The sequence below is a fragment of the Massilia sp. METH4 genome (genome assembly GCF_037094685.1).
In the GTDB taxonomy this organism is placed as follows: domain Bacteria; phylum Pseudomonadota; class Gammaproteobacteria; order Burkholderiales; family Burkholderiaceae_D; genus Rugamonas.
Map to the genome: position 1 here is coordinate 6,309,997 of NZ_CP146614.1, position 12,776 is coordinate 6,322,772.

Annotated in this window: 13 protein-coding genes; 7 read left to right on the forward strand and 6 right to left on the reverse strand. The window is 65.2% G+C overall.

The features are described from left to right. The first annotated feature begins 337 nt into the window (after positions 1 to 337). The 7 genes from V6Z91_RS27510 to V6Z91_RS27540 all read left to right on the forward strand — a co-directional run bounded on the left by V6Z91_RS27510 (position 338) and on the right by V6Z91_RS27540 (position 6,751). A complete protein-coding gene (locus V6Z91_RS27510) occupies positions 338 to 2,344 on the forward strand; it encodes a Cache 3/Cache 2 fusion domain-containing protein (protein ID WP_338763842.1) in 2,007 nt (668 codons plus the stop codon). A gap of 231 nt (positions 2,345 to 2,575) precedes the next feature. Next, entirely contained in the window at positions 2,576 to 3,127 is a 552-nt protein-coding gene (locus V6Z91_RS27515; RefSeq protein ID WP_338763844.1) for a YceI family protein, read from the forward strand. 124 nt (positions 3,128 to 3,251) lie between these two features. After that, positions 3,252 to 3,842, forward strand: coding sequence for a phosphohydrolase (locus tag V6Z91_RS27520; protein ID WP_338772086.1), 591 nt, complete (start codon positions 3,252 to 3,254; stop codon positions 3,840 to 3,842). 355 nt (positions 3,843 to 4,197) lie between these two features. Next, on the forward strand, positions 4,198 to 4,914 hold the full coding sequence (locus V6Z91_RS27525; protein WP_338763847.1) for a hypothetical protein: 717 nt from the start codon (positions 4,198 to 4,200) through the stop codon (positions 4,912 to 4,914). Positions 4,915 to 5,357: 443 nt separating this feature from the next. Further along, positions 5,358 to 5,522: a hypothetical protein gene (locus V6Z91_RS27530; protein ID WP_338763848.1), complete on the forward strand. Its 165-nt coding sequence runs from the start codon at positions 5,358 to 5,360 to the stop codon at positions 5,520 to 5,522. Between the two features lie 72 nt (positions 5,523 to 5,594). Next, on the forward strand, positions 5,595 to 6,158 hold the full coding sequence (locus tag V6Z91_RS27535) for a chromate transporter (protein WP_338763850.1): 564 nt from the start codon (positions 5,595 to 5,597) through the stop codon (positions 6,156 to 6,158). Beyond that, on the forward strand, positions 6,155 to 6,751 hold the full coding sequence (locus V6Z91_RS27540) for a chromate transporter (protein WP_338763852.1): 597 nt from the start codon (positions 6,155 to 6,157) through the stop codon (positions 6,749 to 6,751). Before V6Z91_RS27535 ends, V6Z91_RS27540 begins: the two co-directional genes overlap by 4 nt. A 3-nt stretch (positions 6,752 to 6,754) precedes the next feature. Here V6Z91_RS27540 and V6Z91_RS27545 read toward each other — a convergent pair whose 3' ends face one another. The 6 genes from V6Z91_RS27545 to ssuD all read right to left on the reverse strand — a co-directional run bounded on the left by V6Z91_RS27545 (position 6,755) and on the right by ssuD (position 12,754). Continuing rightward, on the reverse strand, positions 6,755 to 7,159 hold the full coding sequence (locus V6Z91_RS27545; RefSeq protein ID WP_338763854.1) for a DoxX family protein: 405 nt from the start codon (positions 7,157 to 7,159) through the stop codon (positions 6,755 to 6,757). Between the two features lie 17 nt (positions 7,160 to 7,176). Continuing rightward, positions 7,177 to 8,937, reverse strand: coding sequence for an amidohydrolase (locus V6Z91_RS27550; protein ID WP_338763856.1), 1,761 nt, complete (start codon positions 8,935 to 8,937; stop codon positions 7,177 to 7,179). A gap of 80 nt (positions 8,938 to 9,017) precedes the next feature. Further along, positions 9,018 to 9,584, reverse strand: a complete 567-nt coding sequence (locus V6Z91_RS27555; RefSeq protein ID WP_338763859.1) for a YceI family protein — start codon at positions 9,582 to 9,584, stop codon at positions 9,018 to 9,020. Between the two features lie 392 nt (positions 9,585 to 9,976). Next, positions 9,977 to 10,777, reverse strand: coding sequence for an ATP-binding cassette domain-containing protein (locus V6Z91_RS27560; protein ID WP_338763862.1), 801 nt, complete (start codon positions 10,775 to 10,777; stop codon positions 9,977 to 9,979). 20 nt (positions 10,778 to 10,797) lie between these two features. Then, positions 10,798 to 11,610, reverse strand: a complete 813-nt coding sequence (ssuC, locus tag V6Z91_RS27565) for an aliphatic sulfonate ABC transporter permease SsuC (RefSeq protein WP_338763864.1) — start codon at positions 11,608 to 11,610, stop codon at positions 10,798 to 10,800. A 1-nt stretch (position 11,611) separates the two neighbouring features. After that, entirely contained in the window at positions 11,612 to 12,754 is a 1,143-nt protein-coding gene (ssuD, locus tag V6Z91_RS27570; protein WP_338772088.1) for an FMNH2-dependent alkanesulfonate monooxygenase, read from the reverse strand. Positions 12,755 to 12,776: the final 22 nt, after the last annotated feature.

Here is a 12,776-nt window from a genome sequence, read left to right on the forward strand (position 1 = left end):
GCGGTACGGGATACACTTTGCCATCATCGGCTGCCATCAGGCTTAGAACTTCATTAAGGAAACTTCGACAATGTTTCAAACCCGACAGGATGTACGGGTTACTACGTATTTGTCGGGGTACAACAATTTTGCAAATGTTTGTTTAAGTTTCCTCAAAGCACGCCGATAATATACAAAGTATTCGGGTATTCCTGCTTTCCAGTCGCAATACCCGGGCCGCGCTGGTAGACGCGTTTATTCCAACGTTGTCTTATTTGCCATTCGACCTACTTTTACTTTTATGCCCAACACCACATTCAATCTTCGCAACTGGAGCGTCGGCTCGCGTATCACGGCCATGACTTTCGGCCTGCTCGCGCTGACGCTCGGCGTCCTGATCGCAATCATCAGTATCAGCACCAGCCGGTTGCTCGAAGATCGCGCCATCGCCAGCGTCCAGCAAGAGCTTACCGGCGTGAAGAATATGGTGGACCTGTTCAATACGGCCGTCAGCAGCGACGTCAACGCCTTCGCGAAAATGCTGGCCTCCGAATTCGATGGTCAATTCTCGCTCGATACCGCTACCACGATCGACGTCGGCGGCAAGAGCACGCCGGCACTGAAGATCGGCGACCGCGTGCTCAATAACGATTTCACGATTCCCGATGCGTTTACCAAGAAGAGCGGCGCGGGCGCCACGATCTTCGTCGCCTCCGGTGAAGATTTCGTGCGCGTGTCGACCACTACAAAGAAGGAAGATGGCAGCCGCGCGGTCGGCACCATCCTCGACCACAAGCACCCGGGCTACGCGGTACTCCGCAATGGCCAGAGCTACACGGGCATGGCCACGCTGTTCGGCAAGCCGTTCATCACCCGCTACGATCCGGTGCGCGACGCTGCCGGCAAGATCGTGGGCGTGCTCTATGTCGGCGTGAACATTTCGCATGAAATAGCGACGCTGAAGGAACGCATCGGCTCGATCAAGGTGGGCAGCACCGGTTACTTCTACGTGCTCGACTCCACGCCGGGCCCGAACCTCGGCAAGCTGATCGTGCACCCGAAGCGCGAAGGCGACGTGATCCTCGATTCCAAGGATTCCGACGGCCGCCCGTTCATCCGCGAAATCCTGGAAAAAGGCGAAGGCGTGATCACCTACCCGTGGCTGAATCCGGACGAGACGTCGCCGCGTGAAAAGATCGTGGCCTACACCACCTTCAAGGGCTGGAACTGGGTGATCGCCGGTGGCGCCTATCGCGAGGAAATCACGGCCGAAGCGGCGCGCCTGCGCAACTGGTATATCGCGGCGGGCTTCGCGGCACTGGCGGCATTCTCCGCGATCATGTATTTCGGCGTGCGTCGCTACATCACCCAGCCGCTGCGCGAAGTGGAGCAAGCCGCCACCCGGATCGCCGCCGGCGACCTGACCGTGCAGCTGGCCGTCGACGGCAAGGATGAAATCGCCGGCCTGACGCGCGCGATGAACGGCATCAGCGCCAACCTCTCGGCCGTGGTCGGCCAGGTGCGCGGCGGTGCCGACCAGATCGCGCTGGCATCCGGCGAGATTGCCAGCGGCAACCAGGACCTGTCGTCGCGCACCGAGCAGCAGGCCGGCAACCTGGAGGAGACGGCCAGCTCGATGGAAGAATTGACGGCTACCGTGCGCCAGAACGCGGAAAACGCGCGGCAGGCGAACCAGCTGGCGCAAAACGCTTCCGACGTGGCCGCCCGCGGGGGCGCCGTGGTGTCGCAGGTGGTCGATACGATGGGTTCGATCGACGCTTCGGCCCGCAAGATCGTCGACATCATCGGCGTCATCGACGGCATCGCCTTCCAGACCAATATCCTGGCGCTGAACGCGGCCGTGGAAGCGGCCCGCGCCGGCGAACAGGGCCGGGGCTTTGCCGTGGTGGCGGGCGAAGTACGCACGCTGGCCCAGCGCAGCGCGGCGGCCGCGCAAGAGATCAAGGGCTTGATCGGCAATTCCGTCAGCCAGGTCGAGGCCGGCAGCAAGCTGGTCGAGCAGGCCGGCAGCACGATGCAGGAAGTGGTGGCCAGCGTGCGCCGCGTAACTGATATCATGGCCGAGATCCGCGTGGCCAGCGAGGAGCAGTCCTCCGGCATCGAGCAGGTGAACATGGCGATCACGAATATGGACCAGGTGACGCAGCAGAACGCCGCGCTCGTCGAGCAGGCCGCCGCGGCGGCCGCGGCGATGCAGGAAGAAGCCGCCAGCCTGGCGCGCGTGGTGCGCCAGTTCCAGCTCGACGAGGCGCGGGCAAAAAAAACCCGCGTCCAGGACGCGGGTGAAAGGATTCAAATCGGGAGAGATTTGAAAGAGCAAGACCATCTTCTCACGTCCGTATGACAGAGCAATGACATCGCGCCGCACAGGAGGCCCCAAATAGCCGCCCGCGCTCCCCGCACCAGCGGGAGGTGCGCGGCGGCGGCCTCCTGCCTTGCGGCGCTGCTGCTGGCCGCTTGCGCAGGCAAGCCGCCGGCGCCGCCTTCCTCTTCCCCTCCACCGGCCGCTTCTCCCGCCGGTCCTTCTGCCACCGATCCCTTTGCAGCCTTGCTGGCGGGCCGTTCGAGCGGCCCGATGCTGCGCATCGCCGACGATGCGCTGATCGCCATCACCGTGCGGCGCGGGGGCGCCCTGGCCCGGCTCGGGCACGACCACGTGGTGGCGGTACGCCGCATCGACGGGCGCGTCGACCCGGCGGCCGGCCTGGCCGTGCTGCGTTTCCGTCTCGACGAGATGACGGTCGACGAAACGGCGCTGCGCCGGGAAGCGGGGCTGACCACACAACCTACGCCCGATGCCATCGCCGGCACCCGCGTCAATATGCTGGCGAAGGTGCTCGACGCGGAAAAATACCCGCTGGTCGAGGTGCGCGCGCGACGCACCGGCGAGCCGGGGCAACTGCAGGCAGACATCACCCTGCATGGCGTCACGCGCAGCTACAGCGTTCCCACGGTACTCGACACCAGTGCGCAAGGCGTTACCGCGCGCGGCACGCTGGTGCTGAAGCAGACCGATTTCGGCATCACGCCGTTTTCCGTGATGGGCGGCGCGCTGGCCGTGCAGGATGCGCTGGAGATACGTTTCATCTTGCCCGCTCGCCCTATTGCGCCGGACGCGGTACGATAGCGCCATGCAATCCCACCAGAACGGCATGAACGGGGATGCCACGACGGAGCGCCCGGCACGCCGGGCGGACATCGCCACCGCTCCCCTGCCGGCAGCCAAACCCGGAACGCGCGCCTGGGTGCGCATGCCCTCCGGCAGGCGCCTCGACCTGCTCGACCCCACGCCATTCGACTGGGACGACGCGGACCTGGCGCTGGGCCTGGCCCGCACCTACCGCTGGGGCGGGCACTCCGCCTGGCCGCTGCCCCTGTCCGTGGCCCAGCATTCGCTGACGGTGCTGCAACTGCGCCGCCTTGCCAAGACCCGCCCCACCCCCGAAGCCGAGCTGCGCGAACTGCTGCACGACGCCGAGGAAGGCTTGCTGGGCTTCGACTGCATTTCCGTCCTTAAACCATTCCTGGGCGGGGCGTTTCGCGAGCTGACGCGGCGCCTTGAAAGGGCGATCTACGTCCGCTACGGCCTGCCAGCGTGGACGAGCGCCGCCTACCTGGCCCACAAGCGCGCCGACAGGCTGGCCGCCGCGAGCGAAGCGGTCCACGTGGTCGGCTGGACACCGGACGAGGTGCGCCGCACGCTGAAAATCCGCGTCCAGCCGCTGCGCGACGATCCACTGGTCGCGCTGTATGGCGGAACGGCCTGGGAACCCTGGCCGCCGGCCCTGGCCTGCGAACGTTTTTTGCGGGAATTGCAGAGGTTGAAAGAGTGCAGCACCTGAGATACGGCCCGAAGCCGAATTGCTAAGAGGCAGTTTTTAAAGATTATTTTGCACTTATCCACTTCAGTTGTGGATAACGATGTGGACAAGAGGGACTTGACAGGCCGGAGAGCCAGTACTGGCGCGGGTTTCAACAAAATGCCCATTTGTGAGGCAAAATTCAAGGTCAGTAAAATCAAGCACTTACAGATTGGTTCGGCGGCCAGTGGCGGCAGGCCGGCGGGCCCGTGAAAAAATAATTCGGCCCTGGCCGCAGGGTTCCTCTCCCGCTTCGGGTCAGGCCCGACCTTTGACAAAAATGCCGCCGAGGAATAGTGTCACCCCACCGTTTACAACGAGCCGCGCAGAGTGAATCATGCAAGCCGATACCGATGAAGCCAGCAACGGCTGGATGATAGAAGACGACATGCCCGCCCCCGAGCCGCAGGCAAATGCCGGGCCGGTGCCATGGAAGGTCCTGATCGTCGACGACGACGTGGACGTGCACGTGGTGACCAAGTTTTCTCTGAGCAACGCGAACTTCATGGGCCGCCGGCTGTGCTTCCTGCACGCGTACAGCGGGGAAGAAGCCTTGGCCGTGCTGCGCAGCCATGACGACGTGGCACTCGTGCTGCTGGACGTGATCATGGAAACGGCGGATGCCGGCCTGAAGGTCGCGCGGCGGGTCCGAGACGAACTGGGCAATTCGCTGGTGCGCATCGTGCTGCGCACCGGGCAACCAGGCCAGTCGCTGGAACACAGCATCATCCTGGACTACGACATCAACGATTTCTGGTGCAAGACCGACTTGACGACCCGCAAGCTGTTCACCACCGTGATCGCCTCGCTGCGCGGTTATCACAGCCTGTACGAGGCGCAGCGGCGCATCGAGCGTGCCGAGGCCGCGCTGCGCGCCGTGCGCGGCCCTGCCGAGGAAGCCCATGTCGCGGTGCGCGCCGGAAGCACCTGGAGCGGAGAAGTCCGCTTGGGCGATTCGGCCGTGCCGGTGCGCTTGCACGTGGCGCCAGGAACCGAACCGGGGCAATTCACGGTGACCGGGCAGCTGCCACCGGAAGCGGACGGAACTGTATAGGCATACAGCATTCATCTTGCAGGCAATGTCGGGCTACATGCCGGCATATTGTTGGCTTAGCCCTGAGTCCTGGTGCTAAGTCGCGGATTCTGAAGCCTTTTTTCGAATATCCACACGGATTGGGGATAACTTTGTTGATAAGCCGCCCTTGACAACGCAAACAGCCCGTAATGACGCCGTTTTCCTTAAACTGCCCGTTCAAAAGGCAAACCCGGCGCTCAATAAAATCAAGGACTTGCGAGCCCATCGGTGAAACCTCTTCAGGCTGCCGAAAAATCTTCTCTGTTATTCTTTTATTCAATTTTTGTGCATAACCCTGCGGTTTGACCCGGCGCTGTCCAGGATAGGCAACGGCAGGCCAGCGCGGCCCCGCAGTGTTAGCTGCCGCGCAGTGCGCGCGGGGAATCGGGGCTATCCTGCGGTCTCTTTCCAAGGAGACCACCATGAGCGAACCATTGAATCCCGGCGACGAAGCGGCACCCGGCACCCCAGGCAGTGGCGAGGACGTATGCCCGGCCTGCCATGGCAGCGGCAAGCAGACGGACGGCAAGTCCTGCCCGAATTGCGGCGGCAGCGGTGTCATCCAGGAGGGCATCGGCGGCGGCTGAAGGCGGGCTGACAGCGGGCGCGGTGGTGCCCGGCGTGGACACAGGGCAAGGGGGCGCGGATAATAGCGCCCCATGACCGAAACACCCGTCCGCCCGCGTTCCCTCACCGAACTGTTCATTGCCTTTACCGTGCTGGCCCTGCAGGGCTTCGGCGGCGTGCTGCCCGTCGTGCAGCGCGAGATCGTCGAACGGCGGCGCTGGATGACGCAAGAGGATTTCATGGAAGAGTGGGCCGTGGCGCAGACGATGCCGGGCCCGAATGTCTGCAACCTGTCGCTCGTCATCGGCAACCGCTTCTTCGGCTTGCGCGGCGCGCTGGCCGCCTTGCTGGGCCTCTTGCTGGTGCCGGCCCTCGTCGTGCTCACCGTCGGCTCGGTCTACACCCATTACTCGGACCACCCGCGCGTGGCCGGCGCCCTGCGCGGCATGGCCGCGGTGGCGGCCGGCATGATCGCCGCCACCGGCATCAAGATGGCCGCCACGCTGCGCAAGCACCCGCTGCCGCTGGCCGTCACGCTGCCGCTGGCGGCGCTCGGCGTCATCGGGCTTGCGGTGCTGCGGGTGCCCATGCTCGCAGCCCTGCTCGTGCTGGGCGGCACCGGCTGCGTGCTGACGTGGCGGAAGCTCAAGCCATGAGCGGCCAGCCATTGCCGATCATGCCGATTGTGCTGGCGTGGCACGACTGGCTGGACCTGTTCGTCCACTACCTGGTGATCTCGCTGATGTCGGTGGGCGGCACGATTGCCACCACGGCGGAGATGCACCGCTACCTCGTCGAACAGCACGGCTGGCTGACGCAGGCGCAATTCAACGATTCCATCGCGATCGCCCAGGCGGCGCCGGGCCCGAACGTGCTGTTCGTGGCGCTGATGGGGTGGAACGTGGGCATGAACGCGGGCAGCTATGCGGCTGCCGTGCTGGGCGTGATCGTCACGATGGTCGGCGCCCTGCTTCCTTCCAGCGTGCTGATGCTGCTGGCGGCCAGCTGGGCCCACCGCAACCGCGAGCTGCGCCTGGTGCGCGCCTTCAAGCAGGGCATGGCGCCGCTGGTGATCGCCATGCTCGTCTCGACCGGCATCATCCTCGGCAGCGCCAACGGCAACCTCGCCACCGACTGGCCGCTGTACGCGGTATCGGTGACGGCCGCCCTGCTGATCTGGCGCACCCGCATCCACCTGCTGTGGCTGCTGGCGGCCGGCGCGCTGCTCGGGGCGATGGGCTGGCTGTGACCGTCAGGCCGCCGCAAGCCGGCGGTCGAGCGACCAGCGGCCCGCGCCGGCCAGCGCGATCGTGCCGAACACAATCACCAGCAGCCAGCCGAACTGCCCCTGCTCGATGCTCCAGTCGGCGTGCACCAGCACCATCGAGACCAGCAACAGGAACAGCACGGGCAGGCAGGCCAGCCGCGTGAACAGCCCGGCAGCGACCAGGAACGGACACAGCACCTCGGCGAACAGCGCGCACGCCAGCGTCAGGCCGCGGCCCAGGTGCAGCGGATCGTCGATGCGCGCCAGCTCCTGTTGCCAGTGCAGCAGCTTCGGCAAGCCGTGCACCCACAGCAGCAGCGCGGCGCCCGCCAGGCGGGCGAACAGCAGGCCCGCGTCCGGCGCGGAGGGACCGATGAGTTTCTTCAGCATCCTGTCCTCCACCTGGCTCATTTGTTCTGGTAGCCGCCGTAATGCTTCACTGGGCTCCACTCGGGCAGCACGGCCGGGGCCGGTGCCGCGTACTTGCCGAACGTGTCATCGGCATACACGACCTTGCCGTTGACGATCGTCAGCGCCGCTTCCAGGTTACGAATGCCCTCTTCCGACATGGTGAAGTAATCCTGCGGGAGGATCACCAGGTCGGCGTACTGGCCCACGGCCAGCGTGCCCTTGACCTTTTCCTCGCCGCTCATCCAGGCGCTGCCGCGTGTCATCAGCTGCAAGGCTTCATGACGCGACAGGCGGTCCTCCTCCTGCCAGATCCGCAGGCCGCCGGCCGTCTTGCCGGTCACGGCCCAGTAGATCGAGGGCCATGGACCATAGCTGGAAACACGGGTGCCATCGGTGCCCAGGCCGACCGGGATGCCCATCTTCAGCATGGTGCGGATCGGCGGCATCTGGCGCGTCTGCGCGCCGTAGCGCTTCCAGTAGGCTTCCCCCTGGAAGTACAGGCGGTTCTGAACGGCCACGCCGCCGCCCAGCTTTTTCACGCGGGCCAGCTGCGCATCGGAAATCGTTTCGGCGTGGTCGAAGAACCAGCGCAGGCCGTCCAGCGGGATTTCCTTGTTGACTTTCTCGATGACGGCCAGGTCGCGCTCGATGGACTCGCCGTAGGTGGCGTGGATGCGGAACGGCCAGCGGTTCTTCACCAGCAGTTTCAACACGGCTTCGAGCTCGCCTTCCATGTGCTCCGGCATGTCCGGGCGCGGCTCCAGGAAGTTCTCGAAGTCGGCCGCGCTCCACACCAGGTTCTCGCCACCGCCCTCGGTGTTGTAGCCGTTGGCGTAGAACAGGTGGTCGTTCTTGTCGGGCTTCGTCTGCGTCAGCCAGCGCTGGTAGTCTTCCAGTTCCTTGCCGGGCTTTTGCGCGAACAGGTAGTACGAGGTGCGCACGGTCAGCTTGCCGTTCTTCGCCAGCTCCAGGCTGACGGCGTAGTCGTCCGGGTAGGCCTGGCCCCCGCCACCCGCATCGATCGCGCTGGTGATGCCGAGGCGGTTCAGTTCGCGGTAGTACTGCAAGGTGGAGTTCAGCTGCTGGTCGCGCGGCAGCATGCCGGTCTTGGCGAGCGTGGAGTACAGGATCAGCGCGTTCGGCTTGGCGATCAACAGGCCGGTGGGCTTGCCGTCCGCGCCCAGCTCGACGACGCCTTCCTTGTATTGCGTGTTCTCGTCGTAGCCGAGCGTCTCGATGCCCTTCTGATTGAGGAAGCCCAGGCCGTACAGGTACAGCAGGAAGACCGGCTTATCCGGCACCGCTGCGTTGATTTCGGCCAGCGTGGGCAGGCGCTTTTCCTCGAACTGGTATTCGTTCCATCCGCCGACGACCTTGACCCATTGCCCCGGCGGCGTGCGCGCGGCCTGCTCCTTCAACATCGCCAGCGCGCGCTTGAGCGAGGTGACGCCGTCCCAGCGCAGCTCGGCGTTGTAGTTCAAGCCTTCGCGGATGATGTGCAGGTGGGAGTCGTTCAGGCCCGGGATGACGGTGCGCCCGCCTGCGTCGATGACCTGGGTATCGGACGTCTTGCGCTTCAGTACCTGGGCATTCGTGCCCACGGCGGTGATCTTGCCCCCGTCGATCGCCACGGCCTGGGCGAACTGGCCTTCCCTGACCATCGTCGCCACCTTTGCATTGGTGACGATCAGGTCGGTTGCCATGGATGTGTTGGTCCCTGCCGCCGCGATTGCGGCAGCGAGCATCAGTCGCTTCATGCTTCTTCCTTTGTAAAACTACAGAAAACTTGCCGGGCGACCGCTGCCCGCTGGCGGCTGGAGTTGCCGCCTCGTGCCGCTTATTCCTTGATGGCTTCGACGGCGATGGTCAGCGTGACTTCATCGCTCACGTTCGGCGCGTACTTGCCGGCGTTGAACTCGGAACGCTTGATCGTGGCGGTCGCGTTGGCGCCGCAGGCATCCTTCTTCGCCATCGGGTGCGGCTGGCACTTGAACGAATTCACTTTCAGGGTGACCGGCTTGGTCACGCCCTTGACGGTCAGGTTGCCGTCCACCGACGCCAGCGCGTCGCCGCTGAAGTTGAACTTGGTCGACTTGAAGGTGATGGCGGGGTATTTCTCGACGTCGAAGAAGTCGGCGCCCTTGATGTGGCTGTTGAACAGGTCATTGCCCGTGTTGACGGACTTGGTGTCGATCGTGATTTCCGTCGAGCCGGTCTTGGCGGCGCGGTCGATCGTGATCTTGCCTTTCGTCTTGTCGAAACGGCTTTCCTGGGTCGAGAAGCCCAGGTGGCTGTACGAGAAGCGCGCGAAGGTATGCGCGTCGTCGATCACATAGGTTTCCGGCGCAGCAAAGGCAACGCTGGAAAAGCCGGCGGCCAGCACGAGGGCGATCAGTTTTTTCATGGGTATTCTCTCCAATAGGGTTATCGATGCGGCATTATGTCCGCGCCCGGGAAGAGTGTAAAACGGAAAATTTACCGCTGTGCTATCGAAATTATCGATAGTGTGATGCTCGCCGGAATGGGAGCATCTTAGCGGCCCACGCACCCATTGCGTATCTGCCAAAGGGGAAAGAAGGCGCTCCCGCGTCCGGGGAACACCCTGCAATGGATGAGCCCGTGTCACCCTGGTGCCAGGCACCGAGGGACACAAGCTCAGCAGTAAGGGCGTGTCACGCTGCCCCTCGCAAGGCAGCACTCCTCGGAGACCACGAACTGAACAAAGCGTTAATGTCGAGCTCGTGTCACCCTGGTGCCTGGCACCAAGGTGACACGAGCTCGGCAGTTGCGACGCGATCAGCGGGCCAGCAGGCGGTCCAGCAGCTTTTCCTCGAGGGCGGCGAAGGCGGGGTTGCCGCGGTGGCGGGGGCGCGGCAGGTCGATGGCGAGGTCGAGGGTGATGCGGCCCTCTTCGATCAGCAGCACGCGGTCGGCCAGCGCCACCGCTTCCTGCACATCGTGCGTGACGAGCACGGCGGTGAAGCCGCGCTGGCGCCACAGCGATTCGATCAGCTGCTGCATCTCGATGCGCGTCAGCGCATCCAGGGCGCCGAGCGGCTCGTCGAGCAGCAGCAGCGACGGTTCATGCACGAGGGCGCGGGCGAGCGCCACGCGCTGCCGCTGGCCGCCGGACAGTTGCGCGGGCCACGCGTCGGCGCGGTCCGCCAGGCCTACGGCAGCCAGCGCGCCGGCCGCCGCATGCAATCCATTCGGAAGGCCGAGCGCCACGTTTTCCAGCACCGTCTTCCACGGCAACAGCCGCGCTTCCTGGAACATCATCCGCAGCGGCACTTCTTCGTGGCGCACCGCCGTGCCGACGGTGATGCGGCCATCGTCGATGGGATCGAGCCCGGCGATCGCGCGCAGCAGCGTGCTCTTGCCGCAGCCGCTGCGGCCCACGATGGCGACGAATTCGCCGGCCTTCAGTTCCAGGCCGATGCCATCGAGCACGCGGCGCTGGCCGAACGATTTCGTCAAGCCTTGCAGGTGGACGCCCACGCCCTGCCGGCGCAAGGGCCGGCGCACGGGCGACGGCTCGGCCGGCTCGGGAGTGAAGGCGAAGGGCTCGCTATCGAGGGGTAAGGTGGCGTGCAGCATGTTCGTCTTTCAGTGATGGTTCAGCTATAACTCGGGTTCCAGCGCAGTAGCCGGCGCTCCAGCGCGCGGGCGACGAGGTCGGCCAGCTTGCCGAGGATCGCGTACAGCAGGATCCCCACCAGCACCACGTCCGTCTGCAGGAATTCGCGCGCATTCATCGTCATGTAGCCGATGCCCGCCTGGGCGGAAATCGTCTCGGCCACGATCAGGAGCACCCATACGAGGCCCAGCGAGAAGCGCACGCCGACGAGGATCGACGGCAGCGCGCCCGGCAGGATCACGTCGCGGTACAGCGGCCAGCCCTTCAGGCCATAGCTCTTCGCCATCTCGATCAGCCCGGCATCCGTGGCGCGGATGCCGTGAAACGTGTTCAGGTACACGGGGAAGAACACGCCTACGGCCAGCAGGAACAGTTTCGCGGTCTCGTCGATGCCGAACCACAGGATCACGAGCGGAATCAGCGCCAGCGCCGGGATGTTGCGCACCATTTGCAGCGTGGTATCGAGCAGCGTCTCGGCGCGGCGGAAGCTCCCCGTCAGGAGGCCCAGCGCGAGGCCCAGGCCGGCGCCGGCGGCAAAGCCGGACATGGCCCGCCACAGGCTCGTGCGCAGGTGTTCCCACAGCTCGCCGGAGGCGGCGAGCGTCCAGAACGCCGTCGCCACGGCGAGCGGCTCGGGCAGGATGCGGCTCGACAGCCAGCCCGTGCGGGCCGACACTTCCCACGCCAGCAGCAGCGCGATCGGCAGCAGCCACGGCGCCAGCGCGGCCTTCGCGCGCGTCAGGCCGCCCGAGCGCGGCGCGGCGGTGACGCTGGTAGCGACGGCGGTATTCATGTCACGCCGCCTTCTTCGGCACAATATCGGTGGCCATCACCTCGCCGAACGGCCCCGTGATCGACACTTCGCCCTGGCCCTTCCCTTTGCCCAGCAATGGGAACACGAGCTCCGCGAAGCGGTACGACTCTTCCAGGTGCGGATAGCCGGAGAAGATGAAGGTCTCGATGCCCAGCGCCTCGTATTCGCGGATGCGCGCGGCCACCGTTTCGGGATCGCCCACCAGCGCCGTGCCGGCTCCGCCGCGCACCAGCCCCACGCCGGCCCACAGGTTCGGCGACACTTCCAGCTTGTCGCGCCGGCCGCCGTGCAGCGCGGCCATGCGGCGCTGCCCTTCCGAATCCATGCGGGCGAACGATGCCTGGGCCTTGGCGATCACGTCGTCGTCCAGGTGCGAGATCAGCTTCTCGGCCGCCTGCCACGCCTCTTCGTTCGTCTCGCGCACGATCACGTGCAGGCGGATGCCGAACTTCACGGTGCGGCCATGTTCCGCGGCGCGCGAACGGATGTCGGCGATCTTCTCGGCCACCGCGGCGGGTGGCTCGCCCCACGTCAGGTACACGTCCATCTGTTCGGCGGCCAGTTCATGTGCCGCTTCCGACGAACCGCCGAAGTATAGCGGCGGATACGGTTTCTGCACGGGCGGGTACAGCGTCTTGGCGCCTTTCACTTGCAGGTGCTTGCCCTCGAAGTCGAAGCCCGCGTCGCCGCCCTCGCCGGACAGCGCGCCGCGCCAGATGCGGATGAATTCATCCGAGATCTCGTAGCGCGTGGCGTGGTCGGCGCTCAGGCCGTCCGCCGCCAGTTCGGCGGGATCGCCGCCGGTGACCACGTTGATCAGCAGCCGGCCGTTCGACAGCCGGTCGAAGGTCGAAGCCATGCGTACCGCCAGGCCCGGGGTGGATAGCCCCGGCCTGACGGCGACGAGGAATTTCAGCTTCTTCGTCGCGTGAATGAGCGAGGACGCGACTACCCAGGCATCCTCGCACGAGCGCCCGGTGGGCAGCAGCACGCCGTCGTAGCCCAGCGTGTCGGCCGCCACGGCCACCTGCCGGAGGTAGTCGGCATCGACGGCGCGCGCGCCTTTCGACGTGCCCAGGTAACGGCTGTCGCCGTGGGTGGGAATGAACCAGAACAAATTCAACGACATGTCAACTCCGTATTGA